Source organism: Serratia sp. CY83965, assembly GCF_052166375.1.
GTDB classification, from domain to species: Bacteria; Pseudomonadota; Gammaproteobacteria; order Enterobacterales; family Enterobacteriaceae; genus Serratia; species Serratia marcescens.
The window spans coordinates 495458-513507 of the sequence record NZ_JBJNOV010000001.1 but is presented as its reverse complement, the minus strand read 5'-3'; the positions used below and the strand labels follow the sequence as shown (position 1 = coordinate 513507).

Genomic DNA, 18050 nt, shown 5'->3' with positions numbered 1-18050 from the left:
AGGAAAACGATGATGAAAAAGCACCTACTGATGTTGGCTTTCGCCTCTGTCGCCACCCTCGCCTCTTACGGCGCCGCCGCGGCGACCAAGCTGGTGGTCGGCGCCTCCAACGTACCGCACGCCGAGATCCTCGAACAAGCCAAACCGATACTGGCGAAGGAAGGCATCGATCTGCAGATCAAGCGCTTCCAGGACTACATTCTGCCGAACACCGCCTTGGCCAGCCACGACATCGACGCCAACTACTTCCAGCACGTGCCTTACCTGAACTCGGTGCTGAAAGACCACGCCGACGACAAGAGCTACGACTTCGTCAGCGCCGGCGCGATCCATATTGAGCCTATCGGCATCTACTCGAAGAAGTACAAGAGCCTGAAAGATCTGCCGGAAAACGGCAAAATCATCATGCGCGACGCGGTGGCGGAAGAAGGCCGCATCCTGTCTATTTTTGAACGGGAAGGCGTGATCAAGCTGAAGCCGGGGGTGAGCAAGGTGGACGCGCGCATCACCGACGTGGTGGAAAACCCGAAACACCTGAAGTTCCAGGCCAACGTTGAAGGCGCGCTGCTGCCGCAGATGTATAACAACAACGAAGGCGACGCGGTGGTGATCAACGCCAACTACGCCATCGACGCCGGGCTGAATCCGACCAAGGATCCGATCGCGGTCGAAAGCGGCGAAAACAACCCGTACGCCAACATCATCACCGTGCACAAAGCCGACGTGAACAAGCCGGAGATCGTGGCGCTGGTCAAAGTGCTGCACTCCAAACCGATTCAGGACTTTATCCGCGAGAAGTACCAGGGCGCGGTGATCCCGGTCAATCAGTAATGGGTTAGACGGCCCGGTAAAAGCCGGGCCGGTTGTCACACCTTATTGCCAATCTGGCTGAGCCGCGGCCACACCAGCATCAACGCCTCCAGCAACCGCAGCAGATCGCCGCGGCTTGCCCCTTCGCGCGCCTGCACCGACATGCCTTCAATGGTGCAAATGACGTACTTCGCCAGCAGCGCGGTGTCAGTCTTCGCCAGCAGTTCACCCTGCTGCACCTTGCGATCGAAGCAGGCTTTCAGCGCCGCTTCCTGGGCATGATGTTTTTTGCGCAGCATCTGGGCGACGTCGTCGGACGCGGACGACAGCGCGGCGGAGGCGCACACCATAAAACAACCTGACGGCGTATCGGGGTCGGTAAACACTTCGACGGAAGAACGCACGTAGGCCTCGACGATCTCGGCCACCGGCAACGCCTGTTCCAACAGTTGGTTGGTGCAGGTGGTGTATTTTTGCAAATAGCGTTCCACCGCCGCGCGGAACATCCCTTCCTTGTTGCCGAATTCCGCATACAGCGTCGGCGCCTTGGCGCCGGTCACTTCCACCAGATCGGCCAGCGAGGTGGCTTCATAACCGTGCCGCCAGAACAGATCGAGCGCGCTTTCCAGCGCCCGATCGCGATCAAATTGTTTCGGTCTGCCGCGGCTTTTCTTGCCGCAGACCGCTTCATTGATGCTCATCGTTCCTCTCCTATCCCGCTCCACGGCAGGGTTAGCACAAATAACTTAACGATCATTATAAAAAAATATTGCGCGCTCGTCGAGAACCGATTAGCATTTAGTTATCGATCGTTAAGATAATTTAGCGAAGCGGATTCAACCCCTCTATTCACCGTTATCGGAAAGGAATTAACATTATGAAAAAATTAAAATTAACCTTAGCAGCCCTCACTCTGGCCAGCGTTTCCTTCGGCAGCTTCGCCGCTGATTTGGTTCAGAACCAACCGGCTGACCAGCAGAAAGTGGGCGTCATTACCGTCAGCGGCGCATCCGATCTGACCTCGCTGGAAAACAGCCTGGCCGCCAAAGCCGATCAGGCCGGTGCAAAATCCTTCCGCATCATCGGCGCCGGCGGTAACAACCAGCTGCACGGAACCGCAGAAATCTATCAATAACAAGGTATTAAACCAGCGGATCGCGATAATTTCGGCTCCCGACGCCAGGGCATAAAAAAAATTAATTAATGAGCATTAAAAAAATACTTGCAATCCGTCAAACCGGCATCTAACATTAAATTATCGATCGTTAATTAATTTAACGACCTTACAAAACAAACATCGTAAAGAACAAAGATAGGAAATAAGACCATGAAAAACCTGAAAATGACCATCGCAGCCATCGCACTGGCCTCCGTCTCTTTCGGCAGCTTCGCCGCCGATCTGGTTAACGCGCAACCCGCCGACCTGCAAAAAGCCGGCGTCGTCACCGTCAGCGGCGCGTCCGACCTGAGCAGCCTGGAAAACAAACTGGCGGCCAAAGCCGACGCGGCGGGCGCCAAATCTTTCCAGATCATCGCCACCACCGGTGACAACAAACTGCACGGCACCGCGATCATCTACAATTAATCGCCGGATCGGCAATCGTGCAAAAGGGCGGCTCAGGCCGCCTTTTGTTTGCTTTAACGCCAACGTTCTGTTGTAAGCTGTAGCGACCTTTTCCCGCTGAGCCGAGCAACGCCATGACTCCCCTGCTGTTCCACAAATATCACGGTCTGGGCAACGACTACCTGGTCTGCCACCGTTCGGTCGCCGAACGTCTGAGCCAGGAACAGATCCGCCTGCTGTGCCACCCGCATTACGGCATCGGTTCCGACGGCCTGCTGATCGACAGCGGCGACGCCGTCAATCCCACCCTGCGCATCATCAACCCGGACGGCTCCGAAGCGGAGAAAAGCGGCAACGGTCTGCGTATCTACGCGCGCTATCTGTTCGACAGCAAGCGCGTGGCGCATCAGCCGTTTCTGGTGCACACCGCCGGCGGCGACGTGCGTTGCCAGGTGGCGGAAGACGCGCATCAGATAACCGTGGAGATGGGGCGCGCCAATTTCAGCCCGGCGGCGCTGCCGGCGTTGATCGATCTGCCGGAGGCGCTGAACTATCCGCTGCCCCTGAGGGAGGCGACGTTAAGCGTTTCGCTGGTGTCGATGGGCAATCCGCACTGCGTGGTGCCGGTGGAAAAACTGGATCTGGCGCAGGTGCATCGGCTCGGACCGCAGATTGAACGCCATCCGCTGTTCCCGAAACGCACCAATGTACAACTGGTGGAAGTGGTCGATCGCCAGACGCTGCGCATCGGCATCTGGGAGCGCGGCGCCGGCTTTACCCTCGCCTCCGGCAGCAGCAGCTGCGCCGCCGCCAGCGTGATGCGCAAGTTGGGACGAGTCGACGATCGGGTTAGCGTGCGGATGCCGGGCGGCGAACTGCAGATCGCCTTCAGCGGCGATTTTCAGGTCAGCATGCGCGGACCGGTGCATAAAATCGCCACCCTGACGCTGGACGAAGATTGTTTTGCCGGCGGCGCGGAGCTGTTTACGGGATCCACCCCAGCAGCCTGAACCACAGATAGTCCAACGGCACCAGCAGCGCAAAGCTGAGCGCAGCCAACAGCAGGCACAGCTTCAACCCTTCACGCGCCGGCACTTTACCCATCCCCATCGCCACCACGATCGGCGAAGCCTGATACGGCAGCAGCGGCGTGGCATAGCCGATCACCTGGGTCATCAGCACCGTCAGCAGCGGCAGGCCGCTGCCCGCGGACAACGCCTGCGCCAGCGGAGTAAACAGCGCCGGCACGCCGTTGGCGGTCACCACGAAATTCAGCAACGCGGTGATCCCCACCAGCGAACCGAACGCAGCGAACGGTTTGCCATGCAGATCCGGCATCATCGCCAGCAGCGCACCGCCCAGCCGATCGCCGAGACCGGAGTGGCTGACCAGCGCGGTCAGCCCCAGGATCCCCGCCACGTAGATACAGGTGCGCACGTTAACCCCGGCGGCGAACTGCTCGCCGTTGAGAAAACCGATGCGCGGCAACAGGCAGAAGCAGGCTGCCGCCAACCCGATCCAGGCGGGGGCGATGCCGTGCCAGCTGTCGGTCATCCACAGCAGTACCGTAATGCCCAACAGTGCGATCAGCCGCCACTCGGCGGCGCTGAGCGGGGTTTGTGCCGCCTCAGCCGCCACCGGCTGCGGCCGCGCGCGGAACAGGCCGCAGATGCACAGCGTCAGCAGCGCGCCTTTGGCGATCCCGAGCACCGGGGCGTGCAACAACAGGTAAGAAAGATAAGCGAAGTGGCTGCCGTAGGCGCTTTCCGCCGCGCCGCTCATCACCAGATTGGGCACGTTGGCCGGCAGGATGCTGGCGGAGAGCTGGAAGGTGCCGAACCCCACCGCCAGCGCCAAACCGATGCGGCCGCGCGAGCCTTCCGCCAGGCCGGCGCGATTGGCCAACGCCATGACGATCGGCATCAGTAGCGTAATTCGCCCCATGTTGGAGGGCATGACAAACGCCAGCGCGTAGCTTATCGCCACCACGCCGCCCACCAGGCGGGGCCAGGAACCGGCCAGATGCGGCAAGAGTCGGTTGGCCAGGCGATCCGCCAAACCGGTGCTGCGGATGGCGGTGCCCAACACGAAGCCGCTGAGCACCAGCCAAAATGCGGAGGACGCGAAACCGGAAAAGGTCACCGCGGCGGGCGCCAGCTGCAATACCATCACCGCCGCAAAGAACAGCAGCGCGACCAAATACTCCGGCAGGCGGGCGCTGGCCCATAGCGCGATGACCACCAGCGTGACCAGCGCGGACAGCGCCATCGGATCCCCCAACATAGTTTCCTCCCTGATAAAACGTTGTGATTGTTATCAAACGGTTAACAGGGTGACACAAGGCGCGGGCGTTAACCTTGAAACCGCTCACATATCGTCGTTCTGCAGATTTTTCAGCATGCACACATTGCAGCCGTGGTGGCCGGTATTGCCGCGCCGTTCCGTCAACAGCGTGAACCCCAGCGCGTAGTACAACCCGATCGCCTCTTTCAACTGTTCGGTGGTTTCCAGGTAGCAGTAGCGATACCCCGCCGCCCGCGCCGCCTTCAGCACCTGCACCACCATATGGCGCGCCATGCCCAGCCCGCGCGCGCCGGGTTTGAAAAACAGTTTTTGCAACTCGCAATAGCCGGGCTCTTCGCCGGCCAGCGGCGCCATGCCGACGCCCCCCACCACCTGTCCGTCCCGCTCCAGCACCCAGTAGTGGCCGCCGTTGTCGCGATACAGACCGGTCAGCCGATCGAGATCCGGATCGTGCAGGCTGACCCCTTCCATTTTGTCCATGCCGTACTCGCGAAACACGTCGCGAATGATCGCCGCCATCGCCGCATCGTCGCGCTCGACGATCGGCCGCACCCGCAGGTTGGCGTCGCGCTGTTTGCGCGCGCTGCGCAGCGCCGCGGTCATCTTTTTCATCGCCGCGGTAGTGCTCGCCAGCTCATCGTCGTCCAACTGCGCCAGCGCCGCCTGCATAAAACCGTCGGCGTCGCTCTCGATGCCGGCCAGCGTCTTGCCGCCCTGTTTACTCAACCGATGCAGGTTGTGCCGCTTGTCATCAGGATGATCCACCGTTTCTATCACGCCGGCGGCCACCAGGCTGCGCAGCGCCCGGCTGGCGCTGGCCTTGTCGATGCACAGCCGGGCCGCCAGCTCGGTGACGCCCAGCGGCTGCTCGCTGACTTCGATCATCAGATGGATCTGCAGCGGCGAAAAGCGCGAGCCGTTGCTCTGCTTGTTCAACATGCCGAATTCTCTGACCAAACTGCGCGCCAATGCTCTGAAATCCCTGATGTTCACAATTGATATCCCCAATTAACTACCGATAAAAAATGAGATTTGGTTGATAGTGTTACCTAATTCTCACTACCTTAACGGATCATCAAGCCGCCATGAACCCCGGTATAACAGAGGAGCTGATGCAAAACGTTACATTACCCAATACAGTAAACTGATTAATTCAAAAAAATCAGAATAAAAATTCATTAATTTAATGTTGATAAAACAATAAACCAGTTAAAAAACATACAATCGTGAAAAAATCTGCGGTTAAGAGAAGAAATCGATATCAATCCATTGCATTACAATAGGTTACAACAATGTTAATAGCGGCATTAATGCCGATATCTTGTTGTAATTTGTTACATATTCATGGCAGGATCGCGACGCTTCCATAACGGCGACAACGCTCGTTATGGAAACATCGGGCGCGGGTTGCTCCCGCGCTGTTTTATGCTCATGGAGAGATCGCATGCCAATGAAAAAATCACTCGCCGTCTGTTCCGTCGCCCTTTCCGTCACTTTGCTGGCGGGCTGTGCGACCGAATCCTCCCGCTCTTTGGAAGTGCCGAAAGTGGCTTCCTACAACACCACTTATCAGGGCCCACGCAGCCCTATCGCCGTCGGTAAATTCGACAACCGCTCCAGCTACATGAATGGCATCTTCTCCGATGGCGTCGATCGGCTGGGCAATCAGTCCAAGACTATCCTGATCACGCATTTGCAGCAGACTGGCCGTTTCAACGTGCTGGACCGCGCCAACATGGAAGAGTTGAAAACTGAAGCCGGCATTAAAGGGAAAGCACAAACGCTGAAAGGCGCCAACTATGTGATTACCGGCGATGTCACCGAATTCGGCCGCAAAGAAGTCGGCGATCATCAGCTGTGGGGCATTTTGGGCCGTGGTAAATCACAGGTCGCTTACGCCAAAGTCAATCTGAACGTCGTGAACGTACAGACTTCAGAAGTCGTCTATTCCTCTCAGGGTGCCGGTGAATACGAACTGTCCAATCGCGAAATCATCGGTTTCGGGGGCACCGCCAGCTACGACTCCACCCTTAACGGCAAGGTGCTGGATCTGGCCGTGCGTGAAGCCGTCAATAACCTGGTTACCGGTATCGAAAACGGCGCATGGCGCCCTGCTAACTAACGGACTAGAAGCAGAGAAAGATGATAACTAAAAAAATGGGCGGGGCGCTGTTTGCAGCGACCCTGTTGGCCGGCTGCGCCGCGCCGAAAACGCTTTACAATTGGGATGGCTACCAAACTTCTCTTTATCAATACTACCAGCAGGATGGGCAAAGCCCTGAGCAGCAGATCGCTACGCTGAAAGAGATCGTCGAGAAATCCCGCGCCAAGGATAAAGCCGTACCGCCGGGGCTGCATGCGCAACTGGGGCTGCTGTACAGCAAAACCGGCAACGACGGACAAGCCATGAGTGAATTCAACACGGAAAAAACGCTGTTCCCGGAATCGGCACCGTTTATGAATTTCCTGATGGCAAAGGATAAGGGGAGCTTTAAATGAAGCGTGTACTCACTTTCCTCAGCGTTACCGCCATCCTGTTGCTGAGCGGCTGTGCCAAGCAAACGCCTTATGACTATGCGGCATTCCATGAGAGCAAGCCGAAGTCGATCCTGGTCTTGCCGCCGATGAATCAGTCGCCGGATGTCAAAGCCAGCCACAGCGTGCTCGCCAGTGCAACCTTACCGCTGGCCGAGGCCGGTTACTATGTGATGCCGGTCGCTGTAGTGGAGGAAACCTTCCTGCAAAACGGTCTAACCAACGCCAACGACATCCGCGCCGTCAGTCCGAAAAAACTGCACCAGATTTTCGGCGCCGACACCGTGCTGTACCTGGATGTCACGCAATACGGTACCAGCTACATGGTGATCAGCAGCGAAACTCGCGTTACCGTAGCCGCTCGCCTGGTTGACCTGCGCAACGGCAAACAGCTGTGGGCCGGCACCGCCACCGCATCCAGCAACGAAGGCAACAACAATTCCGGTGGCCTGCTGGGCATGGTGATCAGCGCCGCGATTTCACAAATCGCGGATACCATCAGCGATAAAGGGTTCGACATTGGTGCCATCGCCAACACTCGCCTCCTGTCGGCAACAGGTCAGAACGGCGCCATTCTTTATGGCCCGCGCTCGCCTCATTACGCCAGCCAGCGTTAAGCAGTCTCTCGGGCGGCCTTTCGGGCCGCCTATGCCAAACTTGTCCCTTTTGCCAAAAGTAGCCCATGCTTTAACTGCTCCTTTCCTTCTGGCTAACCGGGACGCTGGCTCATGACGAAAAAAACCACCCTGCTGCAATTCTTCCACTGGTACTACCCCGACGGCGGCAAACTGTGGCAGGAGGCCGCCGAGCGCGCCCCGCACCTGGCCGAACTGGGCATCACCGATCTGTGGCTGCCCCCCGCCTGCAAGGGCGCTTCCGGCGGCTACTCCGTCGGCTACGACACCTACGATCTGTTCGATCTGGGCGAATTTGACCAGAAAGGCAGCGTGGCCACCAAATACGGCGACAAGGCAGCGCTGGAACATGCCGCCACTACGCTGCGCGAACACGGCGTGGGGGTGATCTACGACGTGGTGTTCAACCACAAGCTCGGCGCGGACGAAAAAGAACGGGTACACGTGTTCAAGGTGGACGCCAACAACCGCAACGATATCGACGACCAGGGCTTCGACGCGCTGGCCTACACCCGCTTCACCTTTCCCGGTCGCCAGGGCGTGCATTCCGAGTTTATCTGGGATTACAAATGCTTCAGCGGCGTCGACTATGTTGAGCAGCCGGACGACAAAGGGGTGTTTAAAATCGCCAACGACTACGGCGACGACGGCTGGAACGATCAGGTCGACGACGAGAAAGGCAACTACGACTACCTGATGGGCGCCGACGTGGAGTTCCGCAACGCCGCGGTGACGGAGGAACTCAAATACTGGGCGCGCTGGCTGCTGGACACGCTGCCGTGCGACGGCTTCCGCCTTGACGCCGCCAAACACATTCCCGCTTGGTTCTTCAAAGAGTGGGCGGATCACGTGCGCGGCAGCGCGCAGCGCGACCTGTTTATCGTTGCCGAATACTGGTCGCACGATCTCGGCGCGCTGCAACAATATATCGAGTTGGTGGACGGCAAGGTGATGCTGTTCGACGTGGCGCTGCACCTGAAGTTTCATCAGGCGTCGAAACAGGGCGACGGCTTCGACATGGCGCAGATCTTCACCGATACCCTGACCGCCGCCGATCCGGCCCACGCGGTGACGCTGGTCGCCAACCACGATACCCAGCCGCTGCAATCGCTGGAAGCGCCGGTGGAACCCTGGTTCAAACCGCTGGCCTATGCGCTGATCCTGCTGCGCGAACAGGGCGTACCCTGCGTGTTTTACCCCGACCTGTATGGCGCCAGCTACCGCGACAAGGGGCGCGACGGCGGCGAATACCAGATCGACATGCCGGCGATCCCGGAGCTGGAGAAACTGATCGCCGCCCGCCAGCGCTTCGCCAACGGCCCGCAAACCGACTACTTCGACGACAGCCACTGCGTGGCCTTCAGCCGCGCCGGCACCGCCGAGGCCCCCGGCTGCGTGGTGGTGCTGACCAACGGCGGCGAGAGCGGCAAGACGGTCGCGCTGGGCGCCGATTTGGCGCACACCGCCTGGCGCGATTTCCTCGGTAACCGCCAGGAGGAAATCACCACCGACGACCAGGGCAGCGCCCATTTCCCGGTTAACGCCGGCAGCGTCAGCGTCTGGGTGCCGACAGGCAGCCTGTGAACGCCCGCCGCCGCGCAATGATGCCGCGGCGGCAAAACTAATGTTTGCCTTTCGGGTCTAACTTACGCTATCAACTGCGCAAGCCATTCACACCGGAGCCTAAATAGGGTACAAGGCTGCATGAAAATTCCAAAACGACTCCAGCCGCTGGTAGATGACGGGTTAATCGACGACGTCATCCGCCGGTTGAAAAGCGGCAAAGAAGCCGACGTGTTTATCGTGCGCTGCGGCGATGAGATCCGCTGCGCCAAAGTGTACAAAGAGGCCGAGAAGCGCAACTTCAAGCAGGCCGTTCACTATCAGGAAGGGCGCAAGGTGCGCAACAGCCGCGACGCGCGCGCCATGAGCAAAGGCTCCAAATTCGGCCGCCAGCAGCAGGAAGAAGCCTGGCAAAACACCGAAGTGGACGCGCTGTATCTGCTGGCCAAGGCCGGGGTGCGGGTGCCGCAGCCGGATATCTGCCTGGACGGCGTGCTGCTGATGGAGCTGATTACCGACGAAGAAGGTCTGGTGGCGCCGCGCCTGAGCGATGTCATCCTGACGCCGGAACAGGCGCGCGCCGATCACGCCCTGATGATGAATTACGCGGTGCGCATGCTGTGCGCCGGGCTGGTGCACGGTGACCTGTCGGAATTCAACGTGCTGATGGATAAAGACGGGCCGGTGATCATCGATCTGCCGCAGGTGGTGGACGCCGCCGCCAACAATCACGCCAAAAGCATGTTCGAGCGCGATATCAACAATTTGGCGGAATATTATGGCCAATTCGCGCCGGAACTGCGCGACAGCCAATACGCCAAAGAGATTTGGGCGCTGTATCAGGAAGGCAATCTGACGCCGGACAGCGCCCTCAGCGGCCGGTTCAGCGAAATCCAGAAGCGCGCCGATGTCGGCTCGGTGCTGGAAGAGATCCAGGCCGCCAGCGAGGAACACCAGCGCCGCCTCATGGCGCGCAACGCGGAAGAGTAACGCGCCGCGCTATTCGACGCGAAACACCTCCGGCCGCTGCGGCGTCGCCGCCTCGTGATAGATATCCCCCAGATAGCCGGCGATCTCCTCTTCGCGCAGATCGGCCGGCAACACGATATCGTGGCTGGGGGCATATTTGCGCTCCGGCAGCGTCACGCGGAACAGCCGCCATTCGTCCCCGATGCGCTTCACGCCCAGCAGGCGGCCGAACACGTTAAAAATCATCATCCGCCATTCCCCCTCTCGTCGCTTTCAGGCTATAACACTGTGATGCCGCCGCAGTGAAAAGGAAAGCGTATGAGTGAAAAAACGCCGCAGTTCTGGCGCGATCCGCAGTTGCCGTTCGTCGAAGCCCGCGCCATCGCGGATGGCCGCCAGGCGTGTTACAGCCTGCACAGCCACGAATTCTTTTCCATCGGCGCCATCACCGGCGGCGTCAGCACCTATGTCAACGGCGAGCGGCGCATGCAGGTTAGCGCCGGCGATCTGGTGATCATCAACCCGCAGCAGGCGCACGCCTGTAATCCGATCGCCGACCGCAATTGGTCGTACATCATGTTCTATCTCGATCTCGCCTGGATCGGCGCGCTGCAGCAGGAGCTGCTCGGCGGCGAAGGCGAGCGTTTTGTTCCGTTCAGTCAGCCGCTCAGTCGCGATCCGGCGCTGTTCCACGGCCTGAATCGCCTTTATGCGCTGCTGACGGATCCGCTGTGCAGCGCGCTGGAAAAACAGATCGCCATGGTGGAGTATTTCAGCGCCCTGCAGCTCGGGCTGGGCGATGTCCGCCAGCCGGAGACGCCGCCGCATAGCCGACTGGAAGCGGCGGCCACGTTTATCGACGCGCACTGCACCCAGCCGCTGACGCTGGACGACATTTGCCGCGCCGCCGCGCTCTCCCCTTCTTACCTGATCCGCGCCTTCCGCCAGCGTTACGGCATGACGCCGCACGCCTATCTGATCAACCGCCGCGTGCAGCACGGCCATCGGCTATTGAAAAGCGGCCTGCCGATCGCCGCGGCCGCCAGCGAAAGCGGCTTTGCCGATCAGGCGCACTTTCAGCGCACCTTCAAACAGCTGTTGGCCGCCACGCCCGGCCAGTATCAAAAACCCTCCGCCAACAGATAACAAGCGCTGGCCGCCAGCAACGCCGCCATCGCGCGATTAAAGCGTTGTACGTTGCGCGCCTGCCTGAGCAGGCCGCGCAGCATCGCGCCGACATAGGCCCAGCAGGCTACCGAGGCATAGCAAATCACGAAGTAGAGCCCGGCGAACTGCCATAGCAACAGCATGTCGCCATCGCCGACAAAGGCGCCGAGGCTGGCCACCGACGCCAGCCATGCCTTGGGATTCAGCCATTGCATCAGCGCGCCGTACCAGCAGGAAGGCGCCTGCGCCGCGCCGTTGCCCAGCCTGCCGTCGTCAAACGCCAGCCGATAGGCCATAAACAGCAGAAAAGCCACGCCGGCCCACTGGATCAAGCGGGTCAGCCCCGGCCACAGGAGCAGCAGCTGGTGCATGCCCAATCCCAGCAGCACCAGCAACAGGATAAACCCCAGCGTGGCGCCGAACACATGGCGTTGGGTCGCCCCAAAACCGAATTGCGCCCCGGCGCTTAATGCGACGATGTTGACCGGGCCAGGGGTGATGGAAGCCGCCAGCGCAAACGCGGCCATGGAAAGGTAGATATTCATGATGGACACCTGAGAAAATATTCACAGGCGCCAGAATGCCGACCGCCGCCGACACCGTATTGAACAGAATTACCCTGTTCGGTTTAGCGCACGGCGACGGCCCGGCGGCGCGGCAGCCCGAAGGTGTTGACCGCCATGCCGGCCAGCACCAGCAATGCGCCGCCGAACTGCGCCGGCGACAACGCTTCGTCCAGCAGCAGCCAGGCGGCGAACAGCCCGACCAGCGGCACCAGCAGCGTCAGCGGCGCAACGCGCCAGGTTTCATAGCGCCCCAGCAAGCTGCCCCACACCGAATAACCGAACAGCGTGGCGGCAAACGCCAGATAGGCAACCGCCAGCCAGGTGCCAACCTGCACATGACTCAGGCTGCTCAGCACCACCTCAGGGCCGTCGAACAGCCAGCTGCAGGCCAGGAACGGCACGACCGGGATCGGCGCGCTCCACACCACCAGCGATAAAATATTACGCTGCGGGAAACCGGCCAGGATCTTCTTGTTGGTCAGGTTACCCAGCGCCCAGGAAAACGCCGCCGCCAGCGTCAGCAGCAGGCCCGCCAGGGGGACCGCGCCGCTGCCCGGCTTATGCAGGCTGGCCTGCGCCAGCACCAGCATGCCGCCGCTGGCGATAGCGATGCCGACGAAATGGTTGACCCGCAGCTTTTCTCCCATCAGCACGACGCCCAACAGCAGGGTGAAGAACACCTGCGCCTGCAACACCAGCGAGGCCAGCCCCGCCGGCATGCCCACCTTGATGGCGACGAACAAAAACGCGAACTGCGCGAAGCTCATGGTCATGCCGTACAGCAGCAGCCATTTCCACGGGATCGTCGGGCGCGGGATAAAGAAGATCGCCGGCAACGCCACCAGCAAAAAACGCATCCCGGCCAGCAGAAACGGCGGCATGCCCTGTAAACCGAACTTGATCACGACAAAATTCACGCCCCAGATCACCACCACCAACAGCGCCAACAGCCGATCGCGCAATGTCATCCTCGCCCCGCTTATCCCATTGAAAATTCGCTTTGCCTTGCAGGTTACAACCAAACCGGGCGCATGGACACCGGCAAACGCCGGCGATTATTCAGGCATCAGGCCGATAAAGGTGGTCTTCTTGCGCGGGCCGGTCATCAGCGCTTCCAGCTTCGCCACGCACTGCAGGTAGTGCGGGGTCTGCTTGTGCGCCGCCACCGCCTGCTCGTCGCGATAGGCTTCGTAGATGTAAAACCGCGTCGGGATCTGTTCATCCTGCAGCACGTCGAAGCGCAGGTTGCCCGGCTCTTCGATCGCGCCCAGGTGATTGGCGCGGAAAACATCGATAAATTCGTCGATTTTGTCTTGTTTAACGTTGATCTCAACCAATGTGACGTGCATGGCAACTCCTTGTTTAAACGGCGCGCCGTAACATGGCGCTTTCCAACCATAGGTTTATTCCCGTCGATTGCCCTGCCGCAACGGCAATTTTGCCGCCTGGCTCACAAATCGCGTCGGCGACGCCCACTCCTCCCCCGGCGGGGTAAGGCGGCGGCATCTATAGTTAACACTCCTCCCCCTGAGAGCATAGGCTATGGATAACTACTTGATGGCGCTGGACGCAGGAACGGGCAGCATTCGCGCGGTGATCTTCGATCTGGCGGGTAACCAGATCGCGCACGGCCAGGCGGAGTGGCAACACCTGGCGGTGCCGGGCGTGCCCGGCTCGATGGAGTTTGACCTCAGCCGCAACTGGCAGCTGGCCTGCCAGTGCATCCGCCAGGCGATGCAACGCGCAGGCTTGAGCGCTCAGGCGATCCGCGCGGTGGCCTGCTGCTCGATGCGTGAAGGCATCGTTCTGTACGACCGCAACGGCGTGCCGATCTGGGCCTGCGCCAACGTCGACGCACGCGCCAGCCACGAAGTCAGCGAGCTGAAAGAGCTGCACAACCACGGCTTCGAACGCGAGGTGTACCAGCACTCCGGCCAGACGCTGGCACTGAGCGCCATGCCGCGCCTGCTGTGGCTGGCGCACCATCGGCCGGACATCTACCGCCAGGCGGCGACGCTGACCATGATCAGCGACTGGCTGGCCAACATGCTGAGCGGCGAACTGGCGGTCGATCCTTCCAACGCAGGCACCACCGGCATGCTGGATCTGACCAGCCGTGACTGGCGGCCGGCGTTGCTCGACTTGGCCGGCCTGCGCGCCGATATTCTGTCGCCGGTGAAAGAGACCGGCAGCGTGCTGGGGCGCGTCACCGAACAGGCGTCGCAGGAGAGCGGGCTGCTGCGCGGCACCCCGGTGGTGATGGGCGGCGGCGACGTGCAGCTCGGCAGCCTGGGGCTCGGCATCGTGCGCGCCGGGCAGACGGCGGTGCTCGGCGGCACCTTCTGGCAGCAAATCGTCAACCTGCCGGAGCCGGCCATCGATCCGGAGATGAACATCCGCATCAACCCCCACGTCATTCCCGGCATGGCGCAGGCGGAATCCATCAGCTTCTTTACCGGCCTGACCATGCGCTGGTTCCGCGACGCCTTCTGCGCGGAAGAAAAATTGCTGGCGGAGCGGCTGGGGATCGACGCCTACAGCCTGCTGGAAGAGATGGCGGCCAGAGTGCCGCCGGGCGCCTACGGCGTGATGCCGATTTTCTCCGACGCCATGCATTTCAAAACCTGGTATCACGCGGCGCCGTCGTTCATCAACATGTCGATCGACCCGGAGCGCTGCAACAAACAGACGCTGTTCCGCGCGCTGGAGGAGAATGCCGCCATCGTCTCCGCCTGCAATCTGGAACAGATCGCCGCCTTCTCCGGCGTGCAGGCCCGTTCGCTGGTGTTCGCCGGCGGCGGCGCCAAGGGCAAGCTGTGGAGCCAGATCCTCAGCGACGTCACCGGGCTGACGGTGCGGGTGCCGGTGGTGAAAGAGGCCACCGCGCTGGGCTGCGCGATCGCCGCCGGCGTCGGCGCCGGGCTGTACGAATCGCTGGCCGAAACCGGCGAGCGCCTGGTGCGCTGGGAGCGCGAGCATCAGCCGGACATGACCCACCACGCGCTGTATCAGGAACAGAAAGAAACCTGGCGGCGGGTCTACGCCGATCAGTTGACGCTGGTGGACAACGGCCTGACCACCTCGCTGTGGAAAGCGCCGGGGCTGTAAGCGCCACGCAGCATTCGGTCATAACCTTATGCCGTTTTATTCCTTTCCTCTCGGCGCGGCGCAAGCCGCGCTTTAACTCAAACTCACTGCCGCGATTGTTCCCCCTCAGAAACAGTGTAACCACCGCAGATGGATTTATCCGCGACTTGCACCTGCCGTAGATTGTGACTTCGGTCACACCGTGCCCCGCGCACGGCCTGCGCATTCACCTGAGACGAGCGGCATTATGCTGAATAATAAAGATAACCCTGCATCATCCCCGTGGCCGGCGATCTTCTCGCTGACGGTCGCCTGTTTTGTCATGGTCACCACCGAGTTTCTGCCGATCGGCCTGCTGACCAACATCGCCCCCTCGCTCGGCGTCAGCACCGGCACCGCCGGGCTGATGGTCACCATGCCCGGCATCGTGGCGGCGGTGGCCGCCCCCGCATTGAGCCTGATTTCCGGCCGTCTGGATCGGCGTTTACTGATGTTGGGGCTGTCGCTGTTGCTGATGGTGTCCAACCTGGTGGCGGCGCTGGCCGTCAACTTCCCGATGATGCTGCTGGGCCGCGTGCTGCTGGGCATCTGCGTCGGCGGTTTCTGGTCGTTCGCCGCCAACTACGGCCGCCATCTGGTGCCGGAAGCCAGCCAGGGCCGCGCCACCGCGCTGATCCTCAGCGGCATCTCGGTCGGCGCGGTGTGCGGCGTGCCGGCCGGGGCGCTGATCGGCGATCTGTTCGGCTGGCGCGCCGCCTTCTTCGGCGGTGCGGCATTGGCGGTCGGCGTACTGGCGGCGCAGCTGCGTTTGCTGACCTCGGTGCCGCCTTCCCGCCCGGTCACGCCGCGCGATCTGGTGCTGCCGCTGCGCCTGCCGATGGCGCGCATCGGCCTGATCGCCATCGTGCTGCTGTTCATCGGCCACTTCGCCGCCTACACCTACCTGCGGCCGCTGCTGCAACAGGTGTTCGTGCTCAGCCCGTCGGCGATCTCGCTGCAGCTGTTGGCCTATGGCGCCATCGGCCTGCTGGGCACTTTCCTCGGCGAGCGTCTGGGGGAATACAGCCTGCGCGCCACCTTTATTCTGATCGCCGCCATGCTGGCGGGCATTTTGATCGTTTCGCCGCTGCTCAGCGGCCTCGCCGGCGCCACGCTGATGGTGCTGGTGTGGGGGCTGGCCTTTGGCGCCGTCCCGGTGTGCGCCACCAACTGGATGTTCGCCGCCGTGCCGCAGGCGCCGGAAGCCGGACAGGCGCTGTTGGTGTGCGTCATCCAGATCGCGCTGGCCTCCGGCGCACTGCTGGGCGGTGAAGTGGTGGACTGGCAGGGCGTCAGCAGCGCGATGCTGTTCGGCGGCGCGCTGATCCTCTCCGCCACGCTGGTGTTCGGCCTCAGCTTGCGCTCCGGCGCGATTGGCGCTAAACAGTGTTAATCATTATCTATCTGCAGAAACATGCCCCGGCCACCGCCGGGGCATGGCGTTGAGAACCTATGGACCATCATTTGCTCGCTATCCGGGTATTTAACCGTGTGGTGGAAACCGGCGGCTTTACCCGCGCCGCCGATTCGCTGGGCATGCCGAAAGCGACGGTCACCAAGCTGATCCAAAATCTGGAGGATCACCTGCAGACCAAGCTGTTTCAGCGCACCACTCGCAGCGTGTCGGTCACCCGCGAAGGCGAATGCTATTACCAAAATACGGTGAAATGGCTGGCGGATTTGGAGCAGATGGAGGGCTGCCTGACCGAGTCGCAAAGTTCTCCGCAGGGCGTGCTGCGCATCGACACCGGCAGCGGCACCGCTCGCCAACTGCTGTTGCCGGCGCTGCCCGGCTTTTTGGAACGCTACCCGCAAATCCAAATCGATCTCAGCATCGGCGATCGCGTTATCGATCTGATCAGCGACAGCGCCGACTGCGTGATCCGCAGCGGCCCATTGGCCGACTCCAGCCTGATCGCCCGGCGTCTGTTCGATCTGGACTGGGTCAGCTGCGCCACCCCGGCTTATCTGGCGCGCCACGGCGCCCCGCGCCACCCGTGCGATCTGGAACAGGGTTTTCCGATGGTGCACTACCGCCATCCGGTCAACGACCGCATCCATCCGCAACGCTATGTCGAACGCGGCAAAGAGATCGCCATCCAGCAGCGCTACCCGGTCAGCATCAATGAAGGCAACGCGCTGCTGGCGGCGAGCCTGGCCGGATTAGGCATCATCCAGATTTATCGGTTTATGGCGCAGCCGCACCTCGAGCGCGGCGAACTGGTCAGCCTGCTGCACGACTGGCAGCCGCCGCCGGAGCAGATGTACGTGGTCTACCCGTCCAATCGCCACCTCAGCGGCAAGCTGCGGGCGTTCATCGACTGGGCGGTGGAGACGTTTCGCTAACGGCGAGATGAGCCGCACGCTGTAGCCGCGCGCAGTGTGGTATTATTTACCGCATAGTGATTCACCACGGACAACCACCATGGCCTATATCCCCAAAAACTATGCGAAGCTGGAAACCGGCTACCGCGAAAAAGCGCTGAAACTGTTCCCCTGGGTGTGTGGGCGCTGCTCACGCGAGTTCGTCTATTCCAACCTGCGCGAACTGACGGTGCACCACATTGATCACGATCACAGCAACAACCCGGAAGACGGCAGCAACTGGGAAATGTTGTGTCTGTATTGCCACGACCACGAGCACTCGAAATACACCGAGGCCGATCAATACGGTTCGACGGTAGTGGCCGGTGAAGACGCGCAGAAAGATGTCGGCGTCGCCACCCACAATCCGTTCGCCAACCTGAAAGCGATGATGAAGAAATAATGCCGCAAACAGCTTAATAGCCAATTAACTTATTAAGCTGTTAA

Annotated in this window: 21 protein-coding genes; 14 read left to right on the top strand and 7 right to left on the bottom strand. The window is 60.9% G+C overall.

Annotated features, from left to right (window positions below):
- The first annotated feature begins 12 nt into the window (after positions 1–12).
- On the top strand, positions 13–831 hold the full coding sequence (locus tag ACJ8PL_RS02595; protein WP_016928598.1) for a MetQ/NlpA family ABC transporter substrate-binding protein: 819 nt from the start codon (positions 13–15) through the stop codon (positions 829–831).
- Between the two features lie 35 nt (positions 832–866).
- On the opposite strand, the gene ACJ8PL_RS02590 is transcribed toward ACJ8PL_RS02595, so the two are convergent.
- Positions 867–1511: a TetR/AcrR family transcriptional regulator gene (locus ACJ8PL_RS02590; RefSeq protein WP_016928599.1), complete on the bottom strand. Its 645-nt coding sequence runs from the start codon at positions 1509–1511 to the stop codon at positions 867–869.
- A 176-nt stretch (positions 1512–1687) separates the two neighbouring features.
- Between ACJ8PL_RS02590 and bhsA (ACJ8PL_RS02585) the strand changes: the two genes are divergently transcribed.
- The 3 genes from bhsA (ACJ8PL_RS02585) (at position 1688) to dapF (ending at position 3384) form a co-directional block, all read left to right on the top strand.
- A complete protein-coding gene (gene bhsA, locus ACJ8PL_RS02585) occupies positions 1688–1945 on the top strand; it encodes a multiple stress resistance protein BhsA (RefSeq protein ID WP_213928305.1) in 258 nt (85 codons plus the stop codon).
- Positions 1946–2137: 192 nt separating this feature from the next.
- On the top strand, positions 2138–2395 hold the full coding sequence (bhsA, locus tag ACJ8PL_RS02580; protein ID WP_016928601.1) for a multiple stress resistance protein BhsA: 258 nt from the start codon (positions 2138–2140) through the stop codon (positions 2393–2395).
- A gap of 113 nt (positions 2396–2508) precedes the next feature.
- A complete protein-coding gene (gene dapF, locus ACJ8PL_RS02575; RefSeq protein ID WP_016928602.1) occupies positions 2509–3384 on the top strand; it encodes a diaminopimelate epimerase in 876 nt (291 codons plus the stop codon).
- Here the strand turns inward: dapF and ACJ8PL_RS02570 are convergent.
- Both ACJ8PL_RS02570 and ACJ8PL_RS02565 read right to left on the bottom strand, forming a co-directional pair.
- A complete protein-coding gene (locus ACJ8PL_RS02570; protein ID WP_016928603.1) occupies positions 3359–4657 on the bottom strand; it encodes an SLC13 family permease in 1299 nt (432 codons plus the stop codon). The genes dapF and ACJ8PL_RS02570 overlap by 26 nt on opposite strands.
- Before the next feature lie 84 nt (positions 4658–4741).
- Positions 4742–5647 (bottom strand): bifunctional helix-turn-helix transcriptional regulator/GNAT family N-acetyltransferase, encoded by a 906-nt coding sequence (locus ACJ8PL_RS02565; RefSeq protein WP_442531035.1) that lies wholly within the window; start codon positions 5645–5647, stop codon positions 4742–4744.
- 481 nt (positions 5648–6128) lie between these two features.
- Here ACJ8PL_RS02565 and ACJ8PL_RS02560 point away from each other — a divergent pair, with 481 nt between their 5' ends.
- From ACJ8PL_RS02560 to ACJ8PL_RS02540, 5 genes are all read left to right on the top strand, one after another.
- Entirely contained in the window at positions 6129–6800 is a 672-nt protein-coding gene (locus tag ACJ8PL_RS02560; RefSeq protein WP_016928605.1) for a CsgG/HfaB family protein, read from the top strand.
- A 20-nt stretch (positions 6801–6820) separates the two neighbouring features.
- Entirely contained in the window at positions 6821–7177 is a 357-nt protein-coding gene (locus ACJ8PL_RS02555; protein WP_016928606.1) for a DUF4810 domain-containing protein, read from the top strand.
- Positions 7174–7830 (top strand): DUF799 domain-containing protein, encoded by a 657-nt coding sequence (locus ACJ8PL_RS02550; RefSeq protein ID WP_016928607.1) that lies wholly within the window; start codon positions 7174–7176, stop codon positions 7828–7830. The genes ACJ8PL_RS02555 and ACJ8PL_RS02550 overlap by 4 nt, the downstream gene beginning before the upstream one ends.
- Before the next feature lie 111 nt (positions 7831–7941).
- On the top strand, positions 7942–9432 hold the full coding sequence (gene amyA / locus ACJ8PL_RS02545) for an alpha-amylase (protein WP_016928608.1): 1491 nt from the start codon (positions 7942–7944) through the stop codon (positions 9430–9432).
- A gap of 120 nt (positions 9433–9552) precedes the next feature.
- Complete coding sequence (locus ACJ8PL_RS02540; RefSeq protein WP_016928609.1) at positions 9553–10401, top strand: PA4780 family RIO1-like protein kinase; 849 nt, start codon at positions 9553–9555, stop codon at positions 10399–10401.
- A 9-nt stretch (positions 10402–10410) separates the two neighbouring features.
- Here the strand turns inward: ACJ8PL_RS02540 and ACJ8PL_RS02535 are convergent, their stop codons facing one another.
- Entirely contained in the window at positions 10411–10629 is a 219-nt protein-coding gene (locus ACJ8PL_RS02535) for a DUF7661 family protein (RefSeq protein WP_016928610.1), read from the bottom strand.
- 69 nt (positions 10630–10698) lie between these two features.
- On the opposite strand from ACJ8PL_RS02535, the gene ACJ8PL_RS02530 reads away from it, so the two are divergent.
- The gene (locus ACJ8PL_RS02530; RefSeq protein WP_016928611.1) at positions 10699–11526 is read left to right on the top strand and encodes a helix-turn-helix transcriptional regulator; all 828 of its coding nucleotides are present in this window, start codon (positions 10699–10701) and stop codon (positions 11524–11526) included.
- Here ACJ8PL_RS02530 and ACJ8PL_RS02525 read toward each other — a convergent pair.
- From ACJ8PL_RS02525 to lsrG, 3 genes are all read right to left on the bottom strand, one after another.
- Positions 11502–12092 (bottom strand): LysE family translocator, encoded by a 591-nt coding sequence (locus tag ACJ8PL_RS02525; RefSeq protein WP_442530790.1) that lies wholly within the window; start codon positions 12090–12092, stop codon positions 11502–11504. The two genes, ACJ8PL_RS02530 and ACJ8PL_RS02525, sit on opposite strands and share 25 nt — an antisense overlap.
- 83 nt (positions 12093–12175) lie before the next feature.
- Positions 12176–13081 carry an O-acetylserine/cysteine exporter gene (locus tag ACJ8PL_RS02520; RefSeq protein ID WP_004939557.1) on the bottom strand — a complete coding sequence of 302 codons (906 nt, stop codon included), beginning with the start codon at positions 13079–13081 and terminating at the stop codon, positions 12176–12178.
- A gap of 87 nt (positions 13082–13168) precedes the next feature.
- Positions 13169–13462, bottom strand: a complete 294-nt coding sequence (gene lsrG, locus ACJ8PL_RS02515) for a (4S)-4-hydroxy-5-phosphonooxypentane-2,3-dione isomerase (protein WP_033640998.1) — start codon at positions 13460–13462, stop codon at positions 13169–13171.
- Between the two features lie 193 nt (positions 13463–13655).
- On the opposite strand from lsrG, the gene lsrK reads away from it, so the two are divergent.
- The 4 genes from lsrK (at position 13656) to yajD (ending at position 18006) form a co-directional block, all read left to right on the top strand.
- On the top strand, positions 13656–15221 hold the full coding sequence (lsrK, locus tag ACJ8PL_RS02510) for an autoinducer-2 kinase (protein WP_016928615.1): 1566 nt from the start codon (positions 13656–13658) through the stop codon (positions 15219–15221).
- Positions 15222–15447: 226 nt separating this feature from the next.
- The gene (locus ACJ8PL_RS02505) at positions 15448–16632 is read left to right on the top strand and encodes an MFS transporter (protein WP_016928616.1); all 1185 of its coding nucleotides are present in this window, start codon (positions 15448–15450) and stop codon (positions 16630–16632) included.
- A 59-nt stretch (positions 16633–16691) separates the two neighbouring features.
- Positions 16692–17585, top strand: coding sequence for a LysR family transcriptional regulator (locus tag ACJ8PL_RS02500; protein ID WP_033641001.1), 894 nt, complete (start codon positions 16692–16694; stop codon positions 17583–17585).
- Positions 17586–17664: 79 nt separating this feature from the next.
- A complete protein-coding gene (gene yajD / locus ACJ8PL_RS02495; RefSeq protein ID WP_016928619.1) occupies positions 17665–18006 on the top strand; it encodes an HNH nuclease YajD in 342 nt (113 codons plus the stop codon).
- The last annotated feature ends 44 nt before the right edge of the window (positions 18007–18050 follow it).